Source organism: Pseudomonas sp. KT_2_4 (genome assembly GCF_041410225.1).
Taxonomy (GTDB): Bacteria; Pseudomonadota; Gammaproteobacteria; order Pseudomonadales; family Pseudomonadaceae; genus Aquipseudomonas; species Aquipseudomonas paracarnis.
The window spans coordinates 3,086,062-3,112,966 of sequence record NZ_CP166962.1 but is presented as its reverse complement, the minus strand read 5'-3'; the positions used below and the strand labels follow the sequence as shown (position 1 = coordinate 3,112,966).

The 26,905-nt window shown below is 59.6% G+C and carries 29 protein-coding genes; 13 read left to right on the top strand and 16 right to left on the bottom strand.

Annotated elements, in window-relative coordinates:
- Positions 1 to 89: 89 nt before the first annotated feature.
- The 3 genes from ribA to AB9N64_RS14385 are packed head-to-tail and all read left to right on the top strand — an operon-like array spanning position 90 to position 1,905.
- Entirely contained in the window at positions 90 to 707 is a 618-nt protein-coding gene (gene ribA, locus AB9N64_RS14395) for a GTP cyclohydrolase II (protein ID WP_005791841.1), read from the top strand.
- Entirely contained in the window at positions 704 to 1,123 is a 420-nt protein-coding gene (locus AB9N64_RS14390) for a hypothetical protein (protein ID WP_014720123.1), read from the top strand. Before ribA ends, AB9N64_RS14390 begins: the two co-directional genes overlap by 4 nt.
- A complete protein-coding gene (locus tag AB9N64_RS14385; protein WP_014720122.1) occupies positions 1,120 to 1,905 on the top strand; it encodes a cobalamin-binding protein in 786 nt (261 codons plus the stop codon). The genes AB9N64_RS14390 and AB9N64_RS14385 overlap by 4 nt, the downstream gene beginning before the upstream one ends.
- A 90-nt stretch (positions 1,906 to 1,995) precedes the next feature.
- On the opposite strand, the gene AB9N64_RS14380 is transcribed toward AB9N64_RS14385, so the two are convergent.
- The 6 genes from AB9N64_RS14380 to AB9N64_RS14355 all read right to left on the bottom strand — a co-directional run bounded on the left by AB9N64_RS14380 (position 1,996) and on the right by AB9N64_RS14355 (position 8,260).
- Complete coding sequence (locus tag AB9N64_RS14380) at positions 1,996 to 3,870, bottom strand: TonB-dependent receptor domain-containing protein (RefSeq protein WP_371359488.1); 1,875 nt, start codon at positions 3,868 to 3,870, stop codon at positions 1,996 to 1,998.
- A 137-nt stretch (positions 3,871 to 4,007) separates the two neighbouring features.
- Entirely contained in the window at positions 4,008 to 5,906 is a 1,899-nt protein-coding gene (gene dxs, locus AB9N64_RS14375) for a 1-deoxy-D-xylulose-5-phosphate synthase (RefSeq protein WP_014720120.1), read from the bottom strand.
- Positions 5,907 to 6,016: 110 nt separating this feature from the next.
- Positions 6,017 to 6,904: a (2E,6E)-farnesyl diphosphate synthase gene (ispA, locus tag AB9N64_RS14370; RefSeq protein ID WP_014720119.1), complete on the bottom strand. Its 888-nt coding sequence runs from the start codon at positions 6,902 to 6,904 to the stop codon at positions 6,017 to 6,019.
- Positions 6,901 to 7,143 carry an exodeoxyribonuclease VII small subunit gene (locus AB9N64_RS14365; protein WP_003194556.1) on the bottom strand — a complete coding sequence of 81 codons (243 nt, stop codon included), beginning with the start codon at positions 7,141 to 7,143 and terminating at the stop codon, positions 6,901 to 6,903. Before AB9N64_RS14365 ends, ispA begins: the two co-directional genes overlap by 4 nt.
- A gap of 156 nt (positions 7,144 to 7,299) precedes the next feature.
- Positions 7,300 to 7,677, bottom strand: a complete 378-nt coding sequence (locus tag AB9N64_RS14360; RefSeq protein WP_102666618.1) for a MerR family transcriptional regulator — start codon at positions 7,675 to 7,677, stop codon at positions 7,300 to 7,302.
- Complete coding sequence (locus tag AB9N64_RS14355) at positions 7,616 to 8,260, bottom strand: NAD(P)H-dependent oxidoreductase (protein ID WP_014720117.1); 645 nt, start codon at positions 8,258 to 8,260, stop codon at positions 7,616 to 7,618. Before AB9N64_RS14355 ends, AB9N64_RS14360 begins: the two co-directional genes overlap by 62 nt.
- Before the next feature lie 174 nt (positions 8,261 to 8,434).
- On the opposite strand from AB9N64_RS14355, the gene AB9N64_RS14350 reads away from it, so the two are divergent.
- The 9 genes from AB9N64_RS14350 to AB9N64_RS14310 all read left to right on the top strand — a co-directional run bounded on the left by AB9N64_RS14350 (position 8,435) and on the right by AB9N64_RS14310 (position 15,817).
- Entirely contained in the window at positions 8,435 to 9,466 is a 1,032-nt protein-coding gene (locus AB9N64_RS14350; protein WP_106111414.1) for a YhcG family protein, read from the top strand.
- 228 nt (positions 9,467 to 9,694) lie between these two features.
- Positions 9,695 to 10,276: a YjfI family protein gene (locus AB9N64_RS14345; protein ID WP_083535088.1), complete on the top strand. Its 582-nt coding sequence runs from the start codon at positions 9,695 to 9,697 to the stop codon at positions 10,274 to 10,276.
- A gap of 17 nt (positions 10,277 to 10,293) precedes the next feature.
- The gene (locus tag AB9N64_RS14340) at positions 10,294 to 10,992 is read left to right on the top strand and encodes a PspA/IM30 family protein (protein WP_014720114.1); all 699 of its coding nucleotides are present in this window, start codon (positions 10,294 to 10,296) and stop codon (positions 10,990 to 10,992) included.
- A gap of 156 nt (positions 10,993 to 11,148) precedes the next feature.
- Complete coding sequence (locus tag AB9N64_RS14335) at positions 11,149 to 11,709, top strand: rhomboid family intramembrane serine protease (protein WP_038451651.1); 561 nt, start codon at positions 11,149 to 11,151, stop codon at positions 11,707 to 11,709.
- Between the two features lie 72 nt (positions 11,710 to 11,781).
- Entirely contained in the window at positions 11,782 to 12,816 is a 1,035-nt protein-coding gene (locus AB9N64_RS14330; RefSeq protein ID WP_019818834.1) for an ion channel, read from the top strand.
- Positions 12,803 to 13,477, top strand: a complete 675-nt coding sequence (locus tag AB9N64_RS14325) for a DUF2491 family protein (protein ID WP_014720112.1) — start codon at positions 12,803 to 12,805, stop codon at positions 13,475 to 13,477. Before AB9N64_RS14330 ends, AB9N64_RS14325 begins: the two co-directional genes overlap by 14 nt.
- 16 nt (positions 13,478 to 13,493) lie before the next feature.
- Positions 13,494 to 13,922, top strand: a complete 429-nt coding sequence (locus AB9N64_RS14320; protein ID WP_003194539.1) for a DUF350 domain-containing protein — start codon at positions 13,494 to 13,496, stop codon at positions 13,920 to 13,922.
- 18 nt (positions 13,923 to 13,940) lie between these two features.
- Positions 13,941 to 14,648, top strand: coding sequence for a DUF1190 domain-containing protein (locus tag AB9N64_RS14315; protein ID WP_014720111.1), 708 nt, complete (start codon positions 13,941 to 13,943; stop codon positions 14,646 to 14,648).
- 11 nt (positions 14,649 to 14,659) lie between these two features.
- Positions 14,660 to 15,817: a glutathionylspermidine synthase family protein gene (locus tag AB9N64_RS14310; protein WP_014720110.1), complete on the top strand. Its 1,158-nt coding sequence runs from the start codon at positions 14,660 to 14,662 to the stop codon at positions 15,815 to 15,817.
- 137 nt (positions 15,818 to 15,954) lie between these two features.
- On the opposite strand, the gene ycaC is transcribed toward AB9N64_RS14310, so the two are convergent.
- The gene (gene ycaC, locus AB9N64_RS14305) at positions 15,955 to 16,587 is read right to left on the bottom strand and encodes an isochorismate family cysteine hydrolase YcaC (protein ID WP_073452040.1); all 633 of its coding nucleotides are present in this window, start codon (positions 16,585 to 16,587) and stop codon (positions 15,955 to 15,957) included.
- A gap of 510 nt (positions 16,588 to 17,097) precedes the next feature.
- Here ycaC and AB9N64_RS14300 point away from each other — a divergent pair.
- Positions 17,098 to 17,334 carry a DUF6124 family protein gene (locus AB9N64_RS14300; RefSeq protein ID WP_073452042.1) on the top strand — a complete coding sequence of 79 codons (237 nt, stop codon included), beginning with the start codon at positions 17,098 to 17,100 and terminating at the stop codon, positions 17,332 to 17,334.
- 64 nt (positions 17,335 to 17,398) lie between these two features.
- Here AB9N64_RS14300 and fic read toward each other — a convergent pair whose 3' ends face one another.
- From fic to eat, 9 genes are all read right to left on the bottom strand, one after another.
- Complete coding sequence (gene fic / locus AB9N64_RS14295) at positions 17,399 to 18,520, bottom strand: protein adenylyltransferase Fic (protein WP_032904192.1); 1,122 nt, start codon at positions 18,518 to 18,520, stop codon at positions 17,399 to 17,401.
- A 547-nt stretch (positions 18,521 to 19,067) separates the two neighbouring features.
- Entirely contained in the window at positions 19,068 to 19,823 is a 756-nt protein-coding gene (locus AB9N64_RS14290) for a helix-turn-helix transcriptional regulator (protein WP_371359487.1), read from the bottom strand.
- A gap of 211 nt (positions 19,824 to 20,034) precedes the next feature.
- Entirely contained in the window at positions 20,035 to 20,562 is a 528-nt protein-coding gene (gene ppa / locus AB9N64_RS14285; RefSeq protein ID WP_003176323.1) for an inorganic diphosphatase, read from the bottom strand.
- Between the two features lie 109 nt (positions 20,563 to 20,671).
- Positions 20,672 to 21,487, bottom strand: a complete 816-nt coding sequence (locus AB9N64_RS14280; protein WP_014720106.1) for a zinc-dependent peptidase — start codon at positions 21,485 to 21,487, stop codon at positions 20,672 to 20,674.
- A gap of 6 nt (positions 21,488 to 21,493) precedes the next feature.
- On the bottom strand, positions 21,494 to 22,150 hold the full coding sequence (locus AB9N64_RS14275) for a DedA family protein (RefSeq protein ID WP_003194521.1): 657 nt from the start codon (positions 22,148 to 22,150) through the stop codon (positions 21,494 to 21,496).
- Between the two features lie 321 nt (positions 22,151 to 22,471).
- Positions 22,472 to 22,930: an N-acetyltransferase gene (locus AB9N64_RS14270; protein WP_014720105.1), complete on the bottom strand. Its 459-nt coding sequence runs from the start codon at positions 22,928 to 22,930 to the stop codon at positions 22,472 to 22,474.
- 98 nt (positions 22,931 to 23,028) lie between these two features.
- Entirely contained in the window at positions 23,029 to 23,865 is an 837-nt protein-coding gene (gene eutC, locus AB9N64_RS14265; protein ID WP_102666340.1) for an ethanolamine ammonia-lyase subunit EutC, read from the bottom strand.
- On the bottom strand, positions 23,862 to 25,256 hold the full coding sequence (locus AB9N64_RS14260) for an ethanolamine ammonia-lyase subunit EutB (protein ID WP_014720103.1): 1,395 nt from the start codon (positions 25,254 to 25,256) through the stop codon (positions 23,862 to 23,864). The genes eutC and AB9N64_RS14260 overlap by 4 nt, the downstream gene beginning before the upstream one ends.
- A gap of 63 nt (positions 25,257 to 25,319) precedes the next feature.
- The gene (gene eat, locus AB9N64_RS14255) at positions 25,320 to 26,753 is read right to left on the bottom strand and encodes an ethanolamine permease (protein WP_003194515.1); all 1,434 of its coding nucleotides are present in this window, start codon (positions 26,751 to 26,753) and stop codon (positions 25,320 to 25,322) included.
- Positions 26,754 to 26,905: the final 152 nt, after the last annotated feature.

Here is a 26,905-nt window from a genome sequence, read left to right as displayed (position 1 = left end):
TCTTTATCAGCGATAATTCAGCTTAAGCGTCTGTAGGAACGTGCTGTTACAATGCCCGCCTCTGTGAAATCTGAAATCAGGAGCACACGGTGCCCGTCGTTTTCGTCGCCGCTTCCAAGCTGCCTACCCCTTTTGCCACGTTCACCATGAACGGCTTTCTTGAAGAAGCCACCGGGCGCGAGCACGTTGTGCTCAGCCTCGGCGACATCACGGATGGCGCGCCGGTGCTGGGGCGTGTGCATTCCGAGTGCCTGACCGGCGATGCGCTGTTCAGCCAGCGCTGTGACTGCGGCTCGCAACTGGAGGCTGCACTGCAAGCCATCGCCCGTGAAGGCCGTGGCGTGTTGCTGTACTTGCGTCAGGAAGGCCGCGGCATTGGCCTGTTGAACAAGATCCGCGCCTACGAACTGCAAGACGGCGGCGCCGACACCGTCGAGGCCAACGAGCGCCTGGGCTTTGCTGCCGACCAGCGCGACTACGCCATCTGCCTGCCGATGCTCGAGCACCTGGGGGTCAAATCCCTGCGCCTGATGACCAACAACCCCCGCAAGGTCAAAGCCTTGACCGAGATGGGCATCACCGTGGCCGAGCGCGTGCCGCTACACACCGGGCACAACCCGCACAACAAACTCTACCTGGCCACCAAAGCCAGCAAGCTCGACCACATGATGGGCAACGAGCACCAGGGCGAGGTCGACCGCGCGTGACCCGTGGCCAGGTGAAACGGCGACTGTCCTTCAACTGGTGGCAGTACCTGGCCCTGGCATTGCTGCCGTTGTTCGTGATCAACCTGCTGTTTGGCCGGGCTGAATCCTTGTTGCCCGTCTTGGCCATGCCATTCTTCATCGCCGGCGTGGCCTCGATGTTTCTCAGCCTGCGTTATTTTCACGCCTACAAACACGCGCTGATCGCCACCTCCAAAGCCCTTGATACTGCTCAAGAGCCGGCAGCCTGGATCACCCTGGCGGCGCGTCGGCGCACGGCGTTGCTGGTTGCAGCGTTACCGGCCTGGATTGGCGCGCTGGCGGTGTTCGTCGGCCTGGAGGCGGTGCCGCTGTTTCTGTTGGCGCTGTCGACGCTGGTGTTGTTCTATCTCTATCGCATACCGCGTCAGTTGGGATGAAGCGCTATTGGCTGGCGCTGCTGCTGGTATTCAGTGCCCAGGGCTGGCCGGTCGAGCGGGTTGTCAGCCTGGCGCCGTCACTGTCTGAAATCGTGCTTGAACTGGGCGCCGAGGACTTGCTGGTCGGCGTGCTTGATGGTGGTGACCGCCCGGCGGCGTTGGCGAAGGTGCCCTCGGTCGGGCACTACGGCCAGTTGGACATGGAGCGCCTGCTCAGCCTCAAGCCCGACCTGATCCTGCTCTGGCCTGGCAGCGTCGGCCCGGCCCAGCGCGAGCAGCTCCAACGATTGAATATCCCGGTGTACGTCGCCGAACCCCACAGCCTTGAACAACTGACCGCGCAGGTGCAGGCCATTGCCGAGCAATTGGGCCGCGCCGAGGCCGGGCACCAGCGCGCGGCACAATTGCGCCAGCGCTTGGCCGAGTTGCGCCAGCGCTACCAGCGGGCCGAGCCGCTGCGAGTGTTCTACCAAGTGTGGAACCAGCCGCTGTACACCGTGGGCGGTGGGCAGATCATCAGCGATGCCCTCAGCGTGTGCGGGGCGCGCAATGTGTTCGATGACCTGAAGTTGCCGGCGCCGCAGGTGAATATCGAATCGGTGTTGGCGCGAGACCCCGAGGTGATCCTGGTGGGGGATCAGGCTCAGAGGGAGGCCTGGACGGCATGGCCGGCGATGGCTGCTCGGGTGCGGTTAGTGCCGGACAAGGGCCTTGAGCGGCCCAGCGGGCAGATGTTGGAGGCGGTGGGGCGGTTGTGCCAGGTGATTGCGCCGAACCTGTGACAACGCTATCGCAGGCAAGCCAGCTCCCACAGGGGAATGCATTTCAATTGTGGGAGCTGGCTTGCCTGCGATGACGCCGGATCAGGCTACTTAGAGCTCAGGTGTCCACGTCACCCCGAACATCCACACCCGACCTTCTTCACGATAATTCTGGTTTTCCCCGAGGTAGCTGTACTTCGCCCGTGCATAAGACTTGTCCAGCGCGTTATCCATCTTTAGCGACAACGACACCTCCCGGTTCAACGCCCAACTACTGCGCAGCCCCAACAAGGCATAACCGCCCAGACGGTTGCGGTTGGCTTCATCGTCGTAGCTGCTGCTGATCGCTTGCCAGCTGGCGCCGAGACCGAGTTGATCAAATTGCCGGTCCAGATCCAGGTTCACCGTTCGCCGGGCGCGACGTGCCAGGGTGTGGCCGCTGTCACGGTCACGCGGGTCGATAAGCGACAGGCCCAGGTTGCCCTGCCAGCCAAACAGTTCTTGCTTGAGCGCCGCTTCAAAGCCGTTGATCCGCGCCGACGCCACGTTTTGCGGCTTGCCGGCGTCAAGGATGATCGCGTCGCTCAGGTCGGTGCGATACAGCGAGGCTTCCAGGCGTGTGCTGTCGGTCAGTTGGCTGCGCCATTGCAGCTCGTAGCTCTTTGATGTCTCGGGCTGCAGGTTGGGGTTGCTGTACTGCGTGTCGGGGTAATAGAGGTCGTTGAAGGTTGGCGCACGAAAGCCTTCGCTGTAGCTCAAGAGCAAGTCATTGTCGGGGTTGACCGGCAAGGTCAGGGTGCCGCTCCAACTGTTCTGGCCGCCGAACTGCTGGTTCTGGTCACGGCGCAGGCCCAGCTCGGTGGAAAACCATTGGCTTTGGAAGCGGTGCTGCACGAAGGCCGCCCGGTTCCAGCGGCTGTTCTCGGTAAAGGTGGTGGAACCGTGGAAACGGTCTTCATACCAGTCGCCACCGACGATCAGGCTGTTTTGCTCATCCAGGATCAGGTCGTTCTGCCAATTGACCGAGTCGCGGTAGGTGTTGAATGCGCTGTAATCATCGCTGAGGGTATCGCGCTTGGTGTCGCGGTTTTCACTGTGGCCCAGCTCTAGGCGCGACTGCCAGCTGTCATTGAGCTTGGCATCGACATAGCCGCTGGCGCTGCTCACGGTGTAGTCGGTGTAGGGTTTCTGGCCCAGGCTTTGCCCGGTGGCGCCGTCGTAGCGGCCATAACTGTTGTCGTACTCCGACTTGCCACGGTTATCCAGCAGATTGAAGCCCACCTCCAGCTCATCACTGAACGAGTGGCTGAGGTTCAGGCTGACGGACTGGTTGCGGTAGGCATCATGGTCGCCGTCACTGGGGAACGACGCGTGGCTCGCGTTGATGCCGGCGGTTTCATCCAGGCTCGCGCCCAGGTTGAAGCGCGTGTGTTCATCGCCGCCTGACAGGCCCAGGCTGCGTTCCCAGGTCTGGTTGCTGCCAAAGCCAAGTTTCAGGCGCGGCTGCAAGCCTTGCTCGGCATTGCGCCGGGTGAACACCTGAATCACCCCGCCAATCGCATCGCTGCCGTAAATGACCGAACGTGAACCGCGCAGCACTTCCACCCGTTCAATCTGATCGACGTTGAGGTATTGCAAGCCGCTGTCGCCGGAGGTGGTGTTGGCGATGCGTTGGCCGTCCACCAGCACCAGGCTCTGCGCCGACTTGGTGCCGCGAATGAAAATCCCCGGCAAACTGCCACGCCCACCGGTCGGCGCAACTTGCACGCCCGGCACGCGGCTGAGCAGGTCGGTGACGCTGGTGGGTTGCAGGCGGTCGATGTCGGCGCGGGTGAAGACGGTGTTGGCGGCGCTGCTGTCATTACGCGCCTGGACTTGGCGGTTGGCGCTGATGACCACGTCGGAGAGCTTCAGGGCCTGGTCGCGGGTGTCGGCGAGCAGGTCGGCGCAGGGAAGCAGTAGCAGGGCAAGGCACAGGCGTTTCATGGGCTGTCCATAGCATTCGAAGGTCATGCAAAACCACTGTGGGAGCTGGCTTGCCTGCGATAGCGGTGTATCTGACACATTGTTAGCGAATGTGCCGCCGTCATCGCAGGCAAGCCAGCTCCCACAGTTGGGGCTGATTACAGATTCAGTAGCGCCAGGCGCTCGCGCACGGACGCCTCGATACCCGCTTCATCCAGCCCGCATTCAGCCAGCATCTGCGCCGGCTTGGCGTGTTCGACGTATACATCTGGCAAGCCCAGGTGCAGCACCGACTTGAGGATGTTCTCCCGCGCCAGGAACTCACTGACCGCCGCACCGGCGCCGCCCATGATGGCGTTCTCTTCGACGGTCACCAGCAGCTCATGGCTGGCGGCAATTTCGCGTACCAACGCTTCATCCAGTGGCTTGACGAACCGCATGTCGACCACGGTGGCGTCGATCTTCTCGGCGACTTTCAAGGCTTCAGCCAGTTGCACGCCAAACACCAGGAACGCAGTTTTGCTGCCTTGGCGACGCACGATGCCTTTACCGATTTCGATCGGCTCCAGGTCTTTTTCGATCACGGCGTTCGGGCCGGTGCCGCGCGGGTACCGCACAGCGGCCGGGCCGTTGTACAGGTGGCCGGTGCTGAGCATCTTGCGCAGTTCGTTCTCGTCGCTCGGGGTCATCACCAGCATGCCGGGGATGCAGCGCAGGTACGACAGGTCGAAACTGCCCGCATGGGTCGGGCCGTCTTCGCCCACCAGGCCGGCACGGTCGATGGCGAACAGCACGTCGAGGTTCTGCACCGCCACATCGTGAACCAATTGGTCATAACCGCGTTGCAGGAAGGTGGAGTAGATCGCCACCACCGGCTTGGCGCCTTCGCAGGCCATGCCGGCCGCGAAGGTCACGGCGTGTTGCTCGGCAATCGCCACGTCGAAGTAACGCAGCGGGAAACGCTCGCTGAACGCCACCAGGTCGGAGCCTTCCTTCATCGCCGGGGTAACACCCACCAGACGCGGGTCGGCGGCGGCCATGTCGCATAGCCATTCGCCAAACACCCCGGAATACTTCGGCCCGCTGGCCTTTTTCGGCGCGGCGGCGGGAGCGTCCAGGGGTTCGAGCTTAGTGATCGCGTGGTAACCAATCGGGTCGACTTCCGCCGGAGCGAAACCTTTGCCTTTCTTGGTGACGATATGCAGGAACTGCGGGCCCTTGAGGTCGCGCATGTTGCGCAACGTCGCGATCAGGGTCGGCAGGTCGTGGCCGTCGATAGGGCCGATGTAGTTCCAGCCCAGCTCTTCGAACAGGGTGCCGGGTACCAGCATGCCCTTGGCATACTCTTCGGTGCGGCGCGCAATTTCCCATGCGCCAGGCAGACGCGACAGCACTTTCTTGCTGCCTTCGCGCATGCTGGCGTAGGTACGGCTGGAGAGGATCTTCGCCAGATAATTGGACAGGCCACCCACGTTGCGCGAAATCGACATGTCGTTGTCGTTTAGGATCACCAACATGTTGGCGTCCACTTCCGGCGCATGGTTCAGCGCTTCGAAGGCCATGCCGGCGGTCAGCGCGCCATCACCAATCACCGCAATCGCCTTGCGCTCACTGCCTTGCAGGCGGGCGGCAATCGCCATGCCCAGTGCTGCACTGATGGACGTGCTGGAGTGGCCGACGCCAAAGGTGTCGTACTCGCTCTCGGCACGGCGTGGGAAGGCGGCCAGGCCGTCCTTCTGGCGCAGGCTGGCCATGCGCTCGCGACGGCCGGTGAGGATTTTATGCGGATACGCCTGGTGGCCCACGTCCCACACCAGCCGGTCGTCCGGGGTGTCGAACACGTAATGCAAGGCGATGGTCAGCTCGATCACGCCCAGCCCGGCGCCAAAATGCCCACCGGTCTGGCCGACCGTGTAGAGCAATTCCAGGCGCAGCTCATCGGCCAGGGTTTCCAGCTCGGCTTCACCCAGTCGACGCAGGCCGTCCGGCGTGGCAGCACGGTCGAGCAGGGGCGTAGACGGGCGTTTGCGGGGAATCTCTTGAAACGTCGTGGGCATCAGGCGAATCGTTATAGGTATAGAAGAGGCGGCAGTTTACCTCAAGCCGTGCAAACTGCCCACGCAGAGGGCCGAACTTGGCCGATATGCAGCGCAAATGGCCGCGGCTGTCAGTGGCGACGTTCGACGATATACCGCGCCAGGTCACGCAGTGGCTCGGCCGCCGCGTCGAAAGGTCGCAGGGCATCCAGAGCCTGGTCACGCAGCTCGATGGCATAGGCCTTGGCGGCTTGCAGCCCCAGCAAGGCAGGATAAGTCGGCTTGTCACGTGCGATATCGGCGCCCTGGCGTTTACCGAGGGTGGCGGTGTCGCTTTCCACGTCGAGGATATCGTCCTGTACCTGGAAGGCCAGGCCGACAGCGCGAGAATAGGTCTGCAGCGCCGCTAATTGCTCGGCGTCGGCACGGCCACTGGCCAGGGCGCCCAGTTGCACGGCGGCCTCAATCAGCGCACCGGTCTTGTGGCGATGCATGTGTTCGAGGGCTTTTTGATCGAGCTTGAGGCTGACCGAGCCCATGTCGATGGCCTGCCCGCCGACCATTCCAGCCGGGCCCGCTGCATGGGCCAGGGCGGTGACCATGCGCAAGCGGATCTCGGCGTTGACGCTGCTTAGCGTCGGGTCCAGCAATGCGCTGAACGCCAGGCTCTGCAAGCCATCTCCGGCCAGAATTGCATAGGCCTCATCGAAGGCTTTGTGGGTGGTGGGCTGGCCGCGACGCAAATCATCGTCGTCCATTGCCGGTAAGTCGTCATGCACCAGGGAATAGGCGTGGATCAACTCGACCGCACAGGCCGCGCCATTCGCCTCGGCTGCCGGCGCCCCGAGAGCTTCGCAGGCGGCATAGGCCAGCAACGGGCGCACCCGCTTGCCGCCATTCATCACGCTGTAGCGCATGGCTTCATAGAGGCGCGTCATTTCCGGGCTTGGCGCAACAAACAGGGGCTCCAGCGCGGCATTCACCCGGGCTTGGCTACTGGCTTGGTATGCGCTGATCATTCCGGCTGTTCCGCATCGAAAGGCTCTTCGGCCAACTCCCCGTCACGCTCCAGCAACACCTGGACCTTCTGCTCCGCCTGCGCCAACGCGCTCTGACAGTCGCGGGTCAGGCCGATGCCTTGCTCAAACGCTGTCAACGAGTCTTCCAGCGACAACTCGCCGTTCTCCAGACGCTCGACCAGGGCTTGCAGGTCGGCGAGGGATTGTTCGAAATCGAGTGCAACTTTTTTGCGGGCCATGGCGGCAATTCCGGTAGACGGTAAACCGGCGCGACACTAGCAGACATGGGGGATTGGGGCAAATGAGTGGCGCACACACGGTGATGTGAGCCGATTGATGGTTTTATTCGGCTCACCCCATGAGCCGATTAGCGACCTTATTCGGCTCACCGAGTCTCAGCTTGCCTTCGTGGCGACCCAGCACTCCCCCTGCGCCGCTTTCAATTGGGCCTCGAAGACCAATAAACCCTGATGCATATTCTGCAATGCCACAATTTGCATGGCTAACGCTTGCTTCTTATTGGCGATGGCTTGGTCAGCCTTGTCCCAGGGAAGCGCATCACCCTCGTACCCCTGCAAAATCTCCTGTAATTCCTTGAGCTTGAACCCCAGCTGTTGCGCGCACTTTATAAACAGCAGCCGCTCGACACTCTGCTCGGTATAAACGCGATAACCGCCCCGACGCGCAGGCGCTGGCATCAGCCCGATTGCCTCATAGTGACGAATCGCCTTGATGGTCGTGCCGGACAACTGCGCGGCTTTGCCGATGTACATGAAAACTCCCTTTTTCAAATAGTGCGCCGGCCTGTTTCAGCCACTTGGCCCGCTGCGTCAGCGAAGAGCCCAGCACCGGCCCCAACAGCAGCGTCTTGCTCGTCGCGATGCCGCACAGCGCCAGCGTGGTGCGCCGCATTTGGTGGATGGCCGGCATGCGATAAACCCAGCGGTAATACCACGGCGGCGTGTCGAGGGTCACTAACAAGTGCGCGGTTCGGCCCTTTAGCAGCTTGTCTGGGAATGCCTTGCCTGCGCGGTACTTGAAGGCAAAGCCGGGGAGGAAAACGCGGTCGATAAAGCCCTTCATCAGTGCCGGGATACCGCCCCACCAGACAGGGAAAACCCAGGCCAGATGCTCGGCCCAAAGGATGTCGGCTTGGGCGCTGAGCAAGTCAGGTTCCAGCGCTTGAACCTGGGTGTAAGCATGATGAAGGATGGGGTCGAACCTGAGATCACCCAGGCGCAGGACGCGGACTTCGTGACCGGCCGTTTTAGCAGCGTGGATATAAGTGTGCGCGAGGGCGGAACAAAAGCTATCGGCGGACGGGTGGCCGAGAATGACCAGAATGCGCTGACTCATGGTGATAAGTTCTGAGAAAAGGGCATTCAGGGTAGGGGGTGCCGTATAGGGGAGAGTCAAGTGCCAGCAGGACCTTTCTGTGAGGTACGCAGGACCCTTCCTGAACTGTTCTCGAATGCTTGTGACGGTACTGTCGGCTGGCTAGCCTGCCGAAAACACCAGAGTAAAAAAGGCATGAGCGAAACTTCTATCGGGTTGATCGCGCCTCCTGAGGGCTACGGCGATTGGCTGACAGACCTCAAGGGCCGTATCCATCAGGCGCAACAGCGCGCATCAATTGCCGTTAATCGTGAGCTGGTGCTGCTCTACTGGCAGCTCGGTCACGATATTTTGGCGCGTCAGCACGCTCAAGGTTGGGGTAGTAAAGTGATCGACCGCCTTGCGCAAGATCTGCGGGCGGCCTTTCCTGACATCAAGGGTTTTTCGCCGCGCAATCTGAAATACATGCGTGCTTTTGCCGAGGCGTGGCCGGATTCGGAATTTGTGCAACAGGCTGCTGCACAATTGCCTTGGGGCCACAACGTGGTGCTGCTCGATAAGCTTCCCGGCCCCGAAACTCGTCGTTGGTGCATCATCCAGGCCTTAAAACATAACTGGTCGCGCAACACACTGGTGATGCACATTGAAAATCGCCTGCTGGAGCGCAGTGGCAAGGCCGTCAGCAACTTCGAAAGCCATCTGCCCAAAGCGCAATCCGACCTGGCGCGCGAATCCCTCAAAGACCCGTACCGCTTTGATTTCCTCAGCCTGGGCCAGAATGCACAAGAGCGCGAAATCGAAAACGCCCTGATCAAGCATGTCACTGACTTCTTGTTGGAGTTGGGCGCAGGTTTTGCCTTCGTTGGCCGGCAAGTGCTGCTGAATGTAGGCGGCGATGAGTTCTTCATCGACCTGTTGTTCTATCACCTGAAGCTGCGTTGCTATGTGGTGATCGAACTCAAGGCAGGCAAGTTCAAGCCCGAGCATCTGGGCAAATTGAGCTTCTATCTTGCGGCGGTGGATGCCGAGATAAAGCACCCACAGGATGGCCCGACTATCGGCCTCTTGTTGTGCAAGGGTAAAAATGAAGTGGTGGCTGAATACGCACTGCGCGATAACAACCGGCCTATTGGTGTGGCGCAATATCAACTGATGGAGTCTTTGCCAGCCGAACTGCAATCGAGCTTGCCTAGCATCGAGCAAATCGAGCGAGAGTTGGCGGGGTAGGCTGGGTCTTTTCGGTGGCTGAAAAATGTAAGGAAAAATCTCACGCGTGAGCTATTGAGTACCTTGCGGATTGCCTGTAGATTTTCTCACGCGTGAGTTTTTCACAGCGAGGTCAGTACCATGAACAGCAGCTCTCCATCGAGCCCATCAACTGGGCCCGATACCGATTCAACAAGCCTCAAGGGAGAGCGCTTGAAGCCGTCCGCAAAAAAGCCGTCGAGCTTTTACATGAAGCAGATGCGTGCGGGGCTGGCGGCGGCCGGTTATGTGAAACACGAGACTTGGGTGCTTCCCGAAAACCGAAGCCTGCTCAAGCAAATGGAGAAACAGCTACGCCAACCGATCCTGGCTGGCTCATTCATGTCGGAGAATTTCATGAGCGCAGGTACTAACTGGAATATCGATCGCCTCTTCAGTGCTCTTCAGGCGCTGGATGACGTGACGTCCCATGACATTACGCTTTCTCTCGTCCAAGGCTCCGAGTCCAGCATCAAGCTGGAAATGAACGACTTTGGTGGCTTGCCGATTTACATCGCGGTGGTGGGCGAGCAAATCATCGTGGATACCGTCCTGGTCGACGCCGAGTCCATCAACGACGTGCCGGCCTTCAATGACGCCGTGCTGCGCAGCCGGGAGATGTTCCCGTTGTCGTCGATCGGTATCGAGTCCATGCCGAACGGGCAGGTGGTTTACAACATGTTCGGTGCGCTCAGCTCCGACTCCAGCCTGACCAACATCGTGACCGAGGTGAAAACCCTGGTTGATAACGTGCAGCGCGCCAGCGAAGCCTTCGAACGTTTCTTCATTTAATTATTCGGGAAAACCCAATGACTCAGTCCATCTGGAGCAAATTGTTCACCGCGTTGCGTGGCGGTGCCAGCGAAGTCGGCGAATCGATCGTCGACCAACAGGCCCTGCGCATCCTTGACCAGGAAATTCGCGATGCAGACAGCGCCTTGGCCAACGCCAAGCGTGAGCTGGTGAGCATCATGGCCAAGCACAAACTGGCGGCTGATCGTGTTGGCGAGTACGACGCCAAGATCAAAGACCTGGAATCCAAGGCGATGGCCGCTATCCAGGCCAACCGTGAAGACCTCGCCCTGGAAGTGGCCGAAGCCATTTCGACCCTGACCAACGAGCGGGACGTTGAGCAAAAGCAGACCACCGAGTTCGGTGGGTACGCTGAGAGCATGCGCAAAGACATCACCAAGGCCGAAAGCCGCATCAAAAGCCTGCGCCAGCAAGTGGACATGGCCAAGGCTCGCGACAGCGTGCAAAAGGCCCAGGTCAGTGCCTCCATTGCCAGCGGCGGTGCCAACGGCAAGCTGGAAACCGCCGTCGGTACGCTCAATCGCTTGCAGGCCAAACAGCAACAACGCGCCGCTGAGCTGCAAGCCCAGGATGAGCTGGCTGAAGCGTCGACGGGGACAGACCTGGAACGCAAACTGCGCGATGCCGGCATCACGCCGAACGAAGGCAGTGCCAATGCGATTCTGGAGCGTCTGAAGCAAAAGTCGGCTGAGTAATCAACGCAGGTCAGTTAAGCCTGCAACTCTGTGGGGAGGGAGCTTGCTCCCGCTGGGCTGCGCAGCAGTCCTGTTTTTGGGGCCGCTTCGCGCCCCAGCGGGAGCAAGCTCCCTCGCCACAGTCGCAGTGCTCTTCTTTTGTATGTTGAGGTCAGGATGAACGCCTTGAAGGGTTTCAAGACAATCGCAGGCCTGGCCCTCTTCATGGTCGCGCTGCAACTGCTCAATGTGGCGACCGGTTACAGCCTCATGGCATTCGGGCTGATCCCTAGAACGGTGCAGGGTCTGTTCGGCATACTCTCCTCGCCGTTTTTGCACGCCTCCTTCGCTCACCTGAGCGCCAACCTGATTGCCTTTTTGGTCTTGGGCTCTCTGGTCATCATCGAAGGGGTCAACCGGTTCATCGCCGTCAGTGCCATCGTCATTCTGCTGGGCGGCTTGTTGGTCTGGCTGTTCGGTTTTTCAGGCGTACACGTCGGCGCCAGCGGCTGGGTGTTCGGGCTATGGGCCTATCTGCTGTCTCGCGCCTGGTTTCACAGAAGCTGGGGCAACCTGCTAACAGCCGCTGTTGTGGCTTTGCTGTATGGCGGACTGGTCGTGGGCTTCCTTCCGCGGCAGGGCGTTTCCTTCGAAGGGCATCTGTTTGGTGCGCTCGCCGGATTTATTGCAGCCAAGGTACTTCTATCCACGCCGCGCAGCGGGTTTAATGCCGGGTGAACGCACTTGAGCATCCAGACGTCGAGGCGATGCTGTCGTCAGGATTCAAGTACCCAGGGAGCCAGGGGCTAAATGTCGATTTTCCTACTGCTACGCATGTACGCCTCGTCCCTCTTTCATCGCTTCGGTTGGGCAGGCCTGATCGTTGCCTTGGGTGTCCACCTGAGCACCGCTTACCTGGGCCTGGTGTTGCTGGGCGAACAACACCTCACCGCTGCCGCCACGTTTATCTACTTCTATCTCACCACCACACTCACCGTCGGCTATGGCGACCTCGCGCCGCAGACGTCTGCTGGGCGAATTTTCGTGGCGGCCTGGGTCATGCTCGGGGGCATTGCGCTGCTCACGGCAGCCATCGGCAAAACCACCAGCAGTGTTATCGATGCATGGAGAAAGGGCATGAAGGGCAAAGGTGATTTCACCGGCAAGGTCGGCCATACCGTGCTGATCGGCTGGGAGGGCGCGTCCAGCGAGCGGGTGATTGAGTTGTTGCTGCAAGACGAAACCTCGAACGACAACCTGATCGTGATCTGCGATTGCAGCCTTGAAGAAAACCCGATGCCGGGCAAAGCAGCGTTCATCCGCGGCGAAAGCCTGTCTTCCACCGCACTGTTGCTGCGTGCCGGTGTGCCCGGTGCCGAGCGTGTGCTGGTGCGGACCCCGTCTGATGACCTGACGCTGGCCACCGTGCTGGCGGTGAATCAACTGAGCCCCGTCGGGCATGTGGTCGCCCACTTCAACGAAAGTGAAATCGCTGCACTGGCCAGCTCCTACGCCCCGCGCCTGGAATGCACGTCCAGCATGGCGATCGAAATGCTGGTGCGCGCCTCTCAGGATCCGGGCTCGTCGGTGGTCATCAATGAGTTGCTGTGCGTGGGGCAGGGCGCCACCCAGTACCTGATGAAATTGCCCGACGCCTTTGAGGCAACGTTCGGCGAGCTGTACACGCAGATGAAGGAGCGCCACAACGCCACCCTCATTGGCTATCGCGCCAAAGGTGTTCAGCAGCCGTCGATCAACCCGCCCAGTGCCACAGCGGTCAAAGGCGGCGAACTCTTCTACATCGCTTCCACTCGCCTTAAGGAAATCTTTCATGGGATGGCTTAAACAGTTGATGGGGCTTGAGGCCCCAAAAGCCACTACCGACTCGAGCCGAACCGCCAGCCCAAGCCTGCCCGCCACCGGCCCTTTGGGCCTGGCGCCGGGCAAGGGCGTGATGTTTGACACGACTCTGAAATTGCTGCTCGATGAAAAAACCAACGTGGTGATCCCCGGCTCCCAGGAAATCTGGAGCAACGGCACCATCGACCTCGGCCAGTCCACCTGGCTGTCGCGCTATTACATGAACGACGAAGATTATTGGTTGCAGGTGCACACCACCGGCCAGATAGCGGGCCAGGTCGAGTCAGTGATTCTGTTCAACTACCTGAGTTACGTCACCATCAGCAGTGAAGCGGAACTGAGCAGGCTTGCGGGCCCACAAAGCCTGATCGGTTTGCCGACCTACACCCACGACGGCGTCGAGTTCTTCCGGGAGTGGGGCAGCGAAGATGGCCAGACTGAATTGGTGGCGATGAGCGAACAGGTCATCAGCCCAGAAGCCACCTACAGCATCGAGCACCGTTCGATGCTATACGCCCGCGACACCGGCTTGACCGACCGCCGAGAGTTCCTGCTGTTCTCCGTCGAAGAAGATGCCGAAGGCACCATCAGCCTGAGCACATCCCTAGGCATTTCGCTGTACACCACCGACCTGACTACGCTCTAAAAAAAGGAAGCCGTCCATGCTAGAAGCACTCTCCATCTCCCTCAACAAAGCTGCGGTGCTCGGCTTTGTCCTCTACATCCTGGGGGCTGCGGTACTGTTCGCGCTGTTCCAGTTCATCTACACCCGCATCACCCCGCACAAGGAGTTCGAACTGATCCGTGCGGGCAACACCTCCGCAGCGGTCGCCCTGGGCGGTGCCATCGTCGGTTTCGCCATTCCGGCCAGCAATGTGATTGCCTACTCGATCAACGTTCTCGACTTCATCGTCTGGGCCGTGATCGCCGCCGTCGTCCAACTGCTGGCGTTCCTGCTGACCAGCCTGGTGCTCAAGGGCACGTCCGAGCGCATCAAGAAGGGCGAACTGGCGGCCGGTATCTACGTGGCCGCGGTGGCCATCAGCGTCGGCATGCTGAATGCCGCGTGCATGACGCCCACCTCGAACTGATTGCCCACGGAGCTCCCGATGAAACGAAGCAAGTACGTCCAGCTGTCGCTGGCAGCGTCGGTCGCCATGGCGATATCCGGCTGTGGCCCAACGGAAAAAACCTACGACCTGCAAAAGAAGTACAACTTCCAATCGGTACAGCAATGCGCCGATGAGAAACTTCCGGTAGACGTCTGCTCGGACGCCTACATGACGGCCATGGCCGAGCATCGCCGCATTGCGCCGGTGTATGACAGCCAGGCCGATTGCGACGCCGACTTTGTCGCTGACTGGTGCCAGCAAGACTCCACCGGCAAATTCATCCCGCGCTTGGGCGGTTTCGAACTGACCGCCGAAGGCCAGGTGACCCAATCCCAAGTCGACGCTGCCAATGCGCAAGCGGCCAACGCTCAGGCCAGCGGCGGCTCAGGCTTCTCCACCAGCAGCCTGCTGACCGGCTTGCTGATCGGCAACATGCTGAGCAACAACCGCAACAGCTACCGTTCCGAGCCGGTGTACCGCTACCGCGATGATCGCGGCAACTACGGTAACTCGACGCTCAACCAACGCGTGTCCAATGGCGCGACCTTTGGCCGTTCCAACCAAGCCCGCTACGGCAGCAGCAATTACACCAGCACGCTGCGATCTTCACCTAAGTCGAGCTCGGTTTCATCGGCCACCTCCCGCGGCGGCTTCGGCAGCAAAGCCAGCGCACGCAGCGGCTGGGGCGGCGGGTCGAGCAGCTAAGGAAACCGGCCATGAAGAAGATCCAATGCGCAGAGCGTCATGACTGGAAACACACCGCCGAGAGCCTCGGCTTCCTGTTCCATACCATCGACGGCGAACCCTACTGGGACGAAAGCGCGTACTACCAGTTCACGCTCAAGCAAATCGAGCGCGACCTCGAAGACCCGACCACCGAGCTCCATGACATGTGCATGGACCTCGTCGCCCGCGTGGTCCACAGCGAAGAACTGCTTGAACGCCTGAGCATCCCCGCGCCTTTCTACGACATGATCCGAACCTCATGGCTCGAAGGCCACCCGCACCTTTACGGGCGCATGGACTTCTCCTACAACGGCAGCGGGCCCGCCAAGTTGCTGGAGCTCAACTACGACACCCCCACCAGCCTCTACGAAGCAGCCGCGTTTCAGTGGGGCTGGCTGGAACAATGCATCGAACGCGGCCTGCTGCCCAAGCACGCCGACCAGTTCAATAGCATCGACACCAAACTGCACCAGGCCTTCGCGCAACTGCAGGTCAACCAGCCGTTCTACTTCGCCTCGATGAAAGACTCGATCGAAGACAAAGGCACCACCGACTACCTGCGCCTGGTCGCTGAAAAGGTCGGCATCGAATCGCGCCACATCGACATCGAAGACATCGGCCTGAACAGCGAAGGCCGCTTCGTCGACCTTGAAGATCGCTGGATTCCCCACCTGTTCAAACTGCACGCCTGGGAGTTCATCTTCCACGAACCCTTTGGTGCCGCGATTGCCCAGAGCGACACACAGTTCTTCGAGCCCGCGTGGAAATCCATTATTTCCAACAAAGGCATCCTGCCGCTGCTGTGGGAATTCAACAAAGGCCACCCCAACCTGCTCGCGTCCCACCTGGACACCGACCCAGGCAAAGCCGTGCCAAAAGGCTGGGTGCGCAAGCCGTTCTTCTCCCGTGAAGGCGCCAACATCGAACTGCAAACCGCCGAAGGCCTGACCGTAAAAGAAGACGGCCCCTACACGGATGCGCCCTTCATCCTTCAAGAGTTCGCACCGCTGCCAAAATTTGGTGACAGCTACACGCTGATCGGCTCTTGGGTCATTGGCGACCAGGCCGCCGGCATCGGTGTGCGCGAGGACAATAGCTTGATCACCAAGGATTCAAGCCGGTTTCTGCCGCACTTGATCCTGGATTAGGGACGTCTGACGGGTTCGTTCCCACGCTCCGCGTGGTAACGCATCCAGTGACGCTCTGCGTCACCCGCACGCCTCTCAATCTACACCCATAAAAAAGCCTGCCTTTTCAGGCAGGCTCAATACGGAGCATGGCAGTCTTAGCTCTGGCGAGCAGACAGGGCCGAGTAGCTGTTCATCAAATTGCGGTAGTTAGGAATCCGCTGGGACAACAGATTCCCCAGCCCTTCGATATCGTTGCGCCAGTCGCGGTGCAACTCACACGCCACCGAGAACCAGTTCATCAACTGTGCACCGGCCTGTGTCATCCGGCTCCACGCCGCCTGCTGCACCGTGGTGTTGAACGTGCCCGACGCATCCGTCACCACAAACACCTCAAACCCTTCTGCCAGCGCCGACAATGTCGGGAACGCCACACACACATCCGTCACCACACCGGCAATGATGATCTGCTTACGCCCGGTGGCCTTGATCGCCTTGACGAAATCCTCGTTGTCCCAGGCATTGATCTGACCAGGGCGAGCGATATACGGCGCGTCCGGGAACATCTCCTTCAACTCCGGCACCAGCGGGCCGTTAGGGCCTTGCTCAAAGCTGGTGGTGAGGATGGTCGGCAAGTTGAAGAATTTGGCCAGGTCAGCCAGGGCCAGCACGTTGTTCTTGAACTCGTTGGGAGAGAAGTCCTGCACCAGGGAGATCAGGCCGGTTTGGTGGTCGACCAGCAGAACAATGGCGTCGTCTTTGTTCAAGCGGTTGTAGGTTGTAGTGCTCATGGTTGAATCCTTTTTTGTTTAGGTTGGTTGGGCGTTGCGTTCAACATGGACACAGATTAATGGGTGGGTGACGAGGGATAAATCGGGTGGGAGGAGTCTTACTGTCAACTTAAAGTGGACAATGGTTGACGCCCGATTTCAGGCCTCCGGGTTGCTGTGCAGAACAGGAGTGAATTGCCTGATTTTGAGTAGCCAGCAGGTCCGATCCCTTTCATTTGCAGGACGTTTCCGAGAAAATCCCAACCGCTTGCGCCAGTGGAATTGGGTGTCTAGGCTGCTGACCGTCACTGCTAATTCAGTGATCGGGTTTAGTCGCCCGGACCTCGCTAGGCGCACGCGCCATCCCAAAGACAGGTGTCTTCTTGCCTGCACTTTATGGTGGCTGTGCGCAGGGCACCCTCGGGTGCGCCGGTGCCTAGCGGCCGGTCGACTAACCTGCGTACAGCCGCCACCTCTGCTCGTTTAGTCGCGAAAGGACGGTGGTAGTCACTTACTGCTAGGAGTTTTGCTATGGATAACGTTTGTTCAGATACGCTGTCGTCACACCTGACCAACCCCTTCACGGTCAATGAAGAACTGAGCTTCGAGGATGCCTGGGTGCAGGTGGCTGAGCTGCTGCATTGTGCGCTGGCTACGTCGCAAGTGATCAGCGAGTCAGTGGCTGCACCACAGAGGGCGGTAATGCACTTGGTGGAGATGGCGAAGATGGTGGCGGATAGGGCGGTGGAGTGTTTGCAGCCTAGGTGATATGACGTCGCCTGTTCGGTTTTGATCGTCCAGGCGACTTATTCACGATTTCCTTAATTTCGGCTCAGAAATAGGGCTTGAATTCGTTGCTGTCGCGAATCAGCAACTGCATCAGCTTTGGATGAATGAACAGTTTTTCCTTTCCGACCTGAACCTCTTGCAGAACATCAATGGAGACCAGCTCTTTGAGGTAGCGAGAAGCAGCCTGGCGCTGAGCGATCTGCTTGTCGACGACGTTGCTAATACGGCAATAGGGCTGCTCAAAAATCACGTCCACCAATTCGCGTGAGTAGGTTTTCGGCAAACGTTCGCGAACAAATTGGCTGGTGTGCTCGGACAGGCTGCGAATGGCGGCAATTTTTGCACTGGTCCAGCGAGCGGTTTCTTCCACGGCAGTAAGCATGTACAGCAGCCAGGGCTCCCAGGCCTGTTCGCGTGTGACATCAAGCAGTAGTCGATAGTAATCGGCTCTATGCGCAATGATGAAATGACTAAGGTAAAGAATCGGTAGATTCAACAGACCTTCCTGGATCAGATACAGGGTGTTTAGCACGCGCCCGGTACGACCGTTGCCGTCTGTGAATGGATGAATAGCCTCGAACTGATAGTGTCCGACAGCCATGCGAACCAGCGGGTCGAGGTCTGTCTCGTTGTGTAGAAAACGTTCCCAGTTGGTGAGCAAGTCGCGTAAGCGATCTTCGCCCTCTGGTGGGGTATAGATGATTTCTCCGGTCCGATCATTGGCTAGCTGGACGCCTGGCACTCGACGGATGTCCATGTCTACACCCTTGAGCGTTCGACAGATCTCTACTGCTGTGCCGGTAGAGAGTGGACGTTCAGCCAGAGACTGGAAACCGTTATGTAGAGCCTTGCGGTACCGGAGGGCTTCTTTGGTCGCGGGATCTGCATGATTGGCGCAATCCTGGGCATGCTGAAAGAGTAAATCTGTAGTAGTGACAATACTTTCGATCTCGGAGCTGTCCTTGGCTTCCAGCAGCGGGATCGTATTGATCAGCATCGTCTGGTTAGGAATCAGCTCGGCTGCTTGTTTCAATTCGGCCAAGGCTGCTCGAGCTTCGATGCAGCGTTTGAGGACTGCTCGGGTTTCCAGTTCTGCCTTTGGCGGCAAGGGTGGAAGCTGGTTATAGGGTCTATCCGCCTGCCAAGGCCGTTGGGGGTTAGTCATGGGCGCACGCTCACTAGGACGTCCAGTTAAAGGTAAGGCCGCTTTTATAAGCGCCCTTGTCATGTCGCTAGTGTAAGCCTGCGTGCATAACGTGTCGTTATTTTTGTATTTTTGCGACATGTTTCATCCTCGCGTCGCTGTTGGCGACATGTTGGATATCGATCAGGTCGCTGACTATTTGGGTGAAGCAATGAAGAAGGGGTAATACACCTAGATTGCGTCGAGTCATTTTGATATTGCTGGAGCCCACTGGCCTTTGAATGGCTGCCTATTGCACCAGAGACATGTTCAGGGGGGGCAGAGTGGATCTTTAAGGCTACGTGATTGATGTTTAAGGGGGGGGATTATAAAAAGCCGGCTTGTGGCCGGCTTCTCGGGGACTGCCTCAGCTTGTTTTTGACAAGCCTCACCAGCCTTCAAATCGCTCAGCCCACATTGCGTCGGGCTGAATAGTAGGGCATCCGCGGGAACTCCTCCGCTTCGCCAGCAGGGAGTCAGCTAGAAGCGACCCCTGCCAAATGTGCGGCGCATGATACTCACATTCGCTTCAGTTGCCCACCTCCGGTTCCGATTTAGAGCCTTCCCAGCCCAGCAGGTGTTCATCCAGTGGCACCGGTGGGCGGCGGTTGTTGAGGGTGGACCACCAGAATACCCAGCCGACGATCTTGAAGCTTTGCTCGAAGCGTTCCTCGTGGTTGAGGTATTCGTCCGGGTGTTCGCTGGCGTTGTGGCTGCGCAGGCGCAGGCCGCCGCCAGGGCGGTTGTAGAGGTATTTGATGCGCAGCATGCCGTCGTGTTCGACGGCGTAGATTTCACCGTCGATGATTTGGGTACGGCCTCGGTCGATGGCGAGGGTGGAGACTTGTTGGATGATGTCGACCATGTAGGCGCCTATCGCGCGGTCGGGGTTTACGTTGAGTGTTTCCAGGCTGTGCAGGGAGACGCGGATGCGTTCGGTTGAGGTGAAGGTGGGGTGGAGGGGGATCTCCACGTCGGTTTTTTCCGGGCGGCAGGCGGGGCCTGTGAGGTATTTGCCTGTGTCTTCGCGGGCGGTTGCAATCCTTGCGGTGGGGCCTTCCAACAGGTAGTTGGCGGGCGGGTGTTTGGGGCCTTTGCCGTCGCTTAACCAGCGACTTGAGACGCACAGCAACTCTGCGATCTCGTTGAGTCGGCCCATGGGGACCCCGCGTTTGAACCAGTTGTTCACGTGCTGAGGCGTGACGCCGCGGTTCTTGGCGAAGTCGGAGGCGGAAAGATGAACTTCCCGTAGTAGCGCTTTTAAACGATCACCTGATGTATTCATAAACGCAGAGTTTACTGGCCGGAAAGTCTAATCAAATAAACCATGCGTTGATTTGCGGTTGTAGGATTTGGCTTAGTTGTGGCCGGATCTTTCAGGTGTGCAACTTAGTTAAACGCTGCAAATAAACATTGAACTTGATGTTTAATTCGGCCCATAAAAAAGCCCCGAATTAACGGGGCTTTTTAATTGCCGTGGCAATGAGGCGCGGGTATCAGCCTTTGTAGGCGGCAACCGACTTCATGATCTCGGCGCGGGCGGCGTCTGCGTTGCCCCAACCGTCGATCTTCACCCACTTGCCTTTTTCGAGGTCTTTGTAGTTCTCGAAGAAGTGCTTGATCTGTTCCAGCAACAGTGGCGGCAGGTCGGTGTATTCCTTCACGTCCACGTACAGCTGGGACAGCTTGTCGTGTGGCACTGCGATGACTTTGGCATCGCCGCCGCCGTCGTCGGTCATGTTCAGGATGCCGACTGGGCGTGCGCGGATAACCGAGCCTGGGGTGACCGGGTAAGGGGTCACGACCAGCACGTCGAGGGGGTCACCGTCGTCAGCCAGGGTGTTAGGGATAAAACCGTAGTTGGCCGGGTAGAACATCGGGGTGGCCATGAAACGGTCAACGAACAGGCAGTCGCTGTCTTTGTCGATTTCGTATTTGATCGGCGCGTGGTTGGCCGGAATTTCGATGGCGACGTAGATGTCGTTCGGCAGGTCTTTGCCAGCCGGAATCTTGCTGTAGCTCATTGGGCGTTGCCCCCGTTAGTTGGCCATATGACATGGCCGGATTGGCCTAAAAGTGGCGGCGATTATAGGCATATTCTGACGCCGATGCCATGCGCTAAGCGTCGTACGGTCATTCGCCCTGTGGCGCGTAGCGCAGGTCGCTGGCTTGCAGTTGGGTCAGGCGGGCCAGGGGATCCTGGCGATAAAAGCGGCTGAGTTGGGCGTACACCTGTGGATAACTGTTGACCAGTAAATCCGGGGCGCTGAAGAAATACTCGCTGGTGACGGCAAAGAACTCCGCCGGGTTTTCCGCAGCGTAAGGGTCTATCTCGGTCTCGGCGTCCGGGTTGGCGTCCAACTGGCGATTGAGGTCATCGAAGGCGCCTTGCATGACGCTGGCCCAATCCTGCACGCGCATGTCGTGGTGCAGCGGCGGCAGGCCGTTGGCGTCGCCGTTGAGCATGTCCAGCTTGTGCGCTAGTTCGTGGATGACCAGGTTGTAGCCTTCCCATTGGCCGCTGGCGAGCACGCCGGGCCAGGCGAGGATCACCGGGCCCTGTTGCCAGGCTTCGCCGCTGTGTTCGCCGTCCCACTCGTGTTCGACGCCGCTGGCATCGCGATGGCGTTGTGGGCTGAGGAAGTCGTCGGGGTACAGCACGATCTCATGAAAGCCTTGGTACCAGTCGAGGTCGCCCAGGTTCATCAGCGGCAGTTGCGCCTGGGCGGCGAGCAGCAGGCGTTGTTCCTGGTGCAGTTCGACGCCAGGCAGGGCGGTGAGGTGTTTTTCGCTGAGGAACACCACGCAGGCTTCGCGTAGCCACTGATCTTGCTCCGGCGTGATGCCGTCGAGGAAGGTCAGGTGGTGGCGCACCCGTTGCCAGATGTCATCGGCAATCGGGTGCTTGGCCAGCAGGCGCCGGCGACGCCAGGCGCTGAAGGACCACACGGGCAATCAGTGCGGGTTGGCTTCGGAGGACGTGCGGCCAAAGCGGCTGCGCACTACGCCAATAATCATCGGCACCAGGGACAGCAGAATGATGAACACCACCAGCAGCGACAGGTTCTTCTTGATAAAAGGCACGTTGCCGAAGAAGTAACCCAAGGTCACCAGGCCGCCGACCCACAGGATGGTGCCCAGTACGCTGAAGCCGAAGAAGCGTGGATACGGCATCTTGGCCACGCCCGCGACGAACGGCGCGAAGGTACGCAGGATCGGCAGGAAGCGCGCCAGCGTCACGGTCTTGCCGCCGTGCTTGTCGTAGAAGTCGTGGGTCTTTTGCAGGTAGTCGCGGCGGAAGATCTTGGAGTTCGGGTTGCTGAACAAGCGCTCGCCCGCCGTTCGTCCGATCACATAGTTGGTGCTGTCGCCGAGGATGGCCGCCAGCATCAGCAGGCCGGCCAGCAGGACTGGGTCCATACCGCCGCCGGCCGCGACGGCACCGGCAATGAACAGCAAGGAGTCGCCTGGCAGGAAGGGCATGACCACCAGGCCGGTTTCGCAAAAAATCACCAGGAACAGAATGGCGTAGATCCACGGACCGTAATTGGTTACCAGCATGTCGAGGTAAACGTCGAGATGCAGGATAAGGTCGAGCGGGTTGAAATCCATGGATGGCACCTGTGTGAATAGCCCGACTCAGCGGGCTTGTGCGGAAGCTCAGGCAATAAGGCTACAAGTAATTGTCGCGGTTCTTACAACCCTGAAAGGTCGGCATTATACGGATTGAGAGGTGAAAAGCGTGTGGCTTTTGTAGCGGGGAGTGTCGCGAAATTGTGAAGGGGTTGGGCTTCAAGCCAGTCGCCGGACCCAATGTGGGAGCTGGCTTGTCTGCGATAGCGGTGGGTCAGTATGAGAAGTGCTCGCTGACACTTCGCCATCGCAGGCAAGCCAGCTCCCACAAGGATATTGCGGTGTTTGGCTTACCGGTTTTCAGTCTTCGTTGATCGGCAACACGTAGTTTTTGAATTCGGTGTCTTCGCGAAACCCAATCGACTCATAGGTCTTCTGCGCCACGTCGTTATCGCTGCTGGTCGATACCCGCAACCGTACCGCGTGGGTGTCCTTGGCCATTTTCTTGGCCGTGCGCATCAGGTTGTCGGCCACCAGTTGCCGGCGCGCATCCTCGGCCACATAGATGTCGTTGAGGATCCATACCCGCTTGAGAGACAGTGAGGAAAAGCTCGGATAGAGCTGGCAAAACCCCAGCAGCCGCTTGTCATCATCGTCGGCCAGGGCCAGGTAGATCACCGACTCCTTGCGCCGCAGGCGCTTTTCCAAAAAGGCCCGTGACGAGTCCGGGAACGGCAGGGCCCCGTAGAACTCGCGGTATTTGACGAACAACGGGGTCAACAGGTCCAGGTGTTCCAGGGTCGCTTGAGTAATCCGCATGCCAGGCCTCAACTTCCAAATGGGGTATGTGGGGTATGACCACACGAGCGGCCGTGACTCGATGCTGCCTAATGACGCCAAAAAGCGCAATCTTGCCGCTATCGGTCATCGGGCGGGCTGAGCAGGAAATTGCCCTTCATCAGGTCCGGGTCGTCCGATTCGAGGGTCTGAACCTGTGCCTCATCCTTGAGATTAACCCCCGACAACTGCCGGCGACACGCCTCGCGCATCAAGTACAGCAGGCGATGGGCCGCCATGCCATAACTCAGGCCTTCCAGCCGCACGTTGGAGATGCAGTTGCGATAGGCATCGGTGAGGCCGACCTTGGGGTTGTAGGTGAAATACAGGCCCAGGCTGTCCGGCGAGCTGAGCCCCGGTCGTTCGCCGATCAGGATCACCACCATCTTGGCGCCCAGTAGCTGCCCGATTTCATCGGCTACCGCCACGCGGCCTTGCTCTACCAGGATCACCGGTGACAAGGACCAGCCTTCGGCGTGGGTCTGTTCTTCCAGGCGCGCCAGAAACGGCGCTGTGTGTTTATGCACCGCCAATGCCGACAGGCCATCGGCTACTACGATGGCCAAGTCCACCCCGCCGGGCTGGGCCGAAGCGTAGTCGCGCAATGTTTGCGCCGACTCATCGCTCAAGCGTCGCCCCAGGTCCGGGCGTTGCAGGTACATGTGCCGGTCTGTGGCGGCGCTGTGCAGCAACAGGCTGTCTCGGCCACGTTCGGCCAATTGGCGGCTGAGGCCGGTGTGATCGAACGGCAAATGCACCGCGTCCCGCGCCTGGGCGTGGGCAAACTGGAAGTCCAGTTGGGCGCTGGTGGGAAGGCTGGTGCCGGTGCGGCCCAGGGCAATACGCGCCGGGGTGAGGCGGCGCAGTTCCAGCCACGGGTTGTCAGGCATTTCTGGTTGCACAGTCGGCTCCTTCATCCCAATTGCGCCAAGGCGTGACGAAAGGCCGGTGGCAAGCTATTGCCAAAATGCACTTTGCCATCGGCCTGCGTGAAGATGCCCATTTTCGCCAGCCACTGCTCGAACTCCGGCGCCGGTTTTAAACCCAATGTTTGCCGGGCGTACAGGGCGTCGTGAAACGAGGTGGTCTGGTAGTTGAGCATGATGTCGTCGGAGCCGGGGATGCCCATGATGAAGTTGATGCCGGCCACGCCGAGCAGGGTCAGCAGGGTGTCCATGTCGTCCTGGTCGGCTTCGGCGTGGTTGGTGTAGCAGATGTCGCAACCCATGGGCACGCCGAGCAGTTTGCCGCAGAAGTGGTCTTCCAGGCCGGCGCGGATAATCTGCTTGCCGTTGTACAGGTACTCCGGGCCGATAAAGCCGACCACGGTGTTCACCAGAAACGGCTTGAAGTGCCGGGCCACGGCGTAGGCACGGGTTTCACAGGTTTGCTGATCGACGCCAAAGTGCGCATTGGCCGACAAAGCGCTGCCCTGGCCGGTTTCGAAGTACATCAGATTCTGGCCCAGGGTGCCGCGCTTGAGGCTTAAGCCCGCGTCATAACCTTCCTGCAGCACGTTCAGGTTGATCCCGAAACTGGCATTGGCCGCTTCGGTACCGGCAATTGACTGAAACACCAGGTCCAGCGGTACGCCGCGGTTGATCGCTTCGATGGAGGTGGTGACGTGGGTCAGCACACAGGCCTGGGTGGGGATGTCGTAGCGCTGAATGATCGCGTCGAGCATTTCAAGCATGGCGCAGATCGAGGCGATGCTGTCGGTGGCCGGGTTAATGCCGATCATGGCGTCGCCGTTGCCGTACAGCAGGCCGTCGAGGATGCTCGCCGCGATGCCGGCCGGTTCATCGGTGGGGTGGTTGGGCTGCAAGCGCGTGGACAAGCGCCCGCGCAGGCCCAGGGTGCCGCGAAACTGGGTGACCACGCGGATCTTCTGCGCCACCAGCACCAGGTCTTGCACGCGCATGATCTTGGACACGGCCGCGGCCATTTCCGGTGTCAGCCCTGGCGCCAATGCGCGTAGGGCCTGTTCATCGGCCGCATCGCTGAGCAGCCAGTCGCGCAGGCCGCCGACAGTGAGGTGGCTGACCGCTGCAAACGCCTGTTTATCGTGGGTGTCGATGATCAGCCGGGTGACTTCATCGCTTTCATAAGGAATCAATGCTTCCTGCAGGAAGTGCTTGAGCGGGATATTTGCCAGCGCCATCTGCGCCGCCACACGTTCGCCGTCATTCTGCGCGGCGACACCGGCGAGGAAGTCCCCGGAGCGTGCCGGGCTGGCCTTGGCCATCACGTCCTTGAGGCTGTCGAAGCGGTAGGTTTGAGCACCCACCGCGTGGGAAAAGCTTGCCATACAGTGTCTCCTTGATGACGCGCGCCTGCTGTGGGCAAGGCGCCGCGTCGAGGTTTTCGGCAGTTAGTGCAGGGCGGCCTCTGCGGCCTGGATCGCCGCGAATTCCTCTTCCGGCGTGCCTGCTACCAAGTGATGCCGGCTGTAGAAAGCAAAGTAAGCAATTAATACTCCATAGATGATCGCCGCGCCAATCACCACGCGCGGGTCCACCAGAAAGCCCGCCACCACGGCCACGCAAGCCAGCACCAGTGCCACGCCTGAGGTGAAGATGCCACCGGGTGTGCGGTATGGCCGCTCCATTTTAGGGCGACGGATGCGCAGGGTGATGTGGGCGGCCATCATCAACACGTAGGAAATCGTGGCGCCAAACACCGCCACCAGGATCAGCAAGTCACCCTGGCCGGTCAGCGACAGGCCAAAACCGATAATCCCGGGGATCACCAGCGCCAATACTGGCGCCTTGCTCTTGTTGGTCTCGGACAATTTGCGCGGCAGGTAACCGGCACGGGACAAGGCAAAGATCTGCCGCGAATAGGCGTAGATGATCGAGAAAAAGCTCGCGATCAAACCGGCCAGGCCGACCAGGTTGACGAAGCTCCCCATCCAGGTGGAACCGCCGTAGGACAACGCCAAGGCTTCAACCAGCGGGTTGCCGGATTTGATCAGCGCATAAGTGCCCGCACCGCCCGGCGCGATCACCAGGATCAACAGGGCAAAACTGGTCAGCACCACAATCGCGCCGATCAGCCCGCGCGGCAGGTCGCGCTTGGGGTTCTTGGTTTCTTCAGCGGCCAGCGGCACGCCTTCCACCGCCAGGAAAAACCAGATGGCATAAGGGATCGCGGCCCACACGCCGACGTAGCCGAACGGCAGGAAGCTGCTGGCGCCCTTGGCCTCGGTCACGGGTATATCCAGCAGGTTGGCGACGTTGAAGTGCGGCACCATCGACACCAGGAACACGCCCAGGGCAATCGCGGCGACGGCGGTGATCACGAACATCAGCTTCAAGGCTTCGCCCACACCAAAGATGTGGATGCCGATAAAGATGATGTAGAACGCCAGGTAGATCATCCAGCCGCCAATACCGAACAACGACTCGCAATAGGCGCCGATAAACACCGCGATGGCGGCGGGCGCGATGGCGTATTCGATAAGGATGGCAGTACCGGTGAGGAACCCGCCCCAAGGGCCAAAAGCGCTGCGGGCAAAACCGTAGCCACCGCCAGCAGTGGGGATCATGGACGACAACTCGGCCAGGGAAAAGCACATGCACAGGTACATGGTGGCCATCAGCAAGGTGGCGAGGAACATGCCACCCCAGCCGCCCTGGGCCAGGCCGAAGTTCCAGCCGGCGTAATCGCCGGAAATAACATAAGCGACGCCAAGGCCAACCAGTAGTACCCAGCCGGCGGCGCCTTTTTTCAGTTCGCGTTGTTGAAAATAATCGGTGCCGACTTTTTCGAAGTCGACAGAAGAACCAGTGGGTTCGCTAGGCATGGGAAGTACCTTCCATTCTTATTGTTTTTGACTCGGCGTCTGTGTGCCGAACGAGGTAGCAATTGCGTGTGATATCAAATGTGGGAGCTGGCTTGCCTGCGATAGCGGCCTGTCTGCTACCCCTTATTTGGCTGATACATCGTTATCGCAGG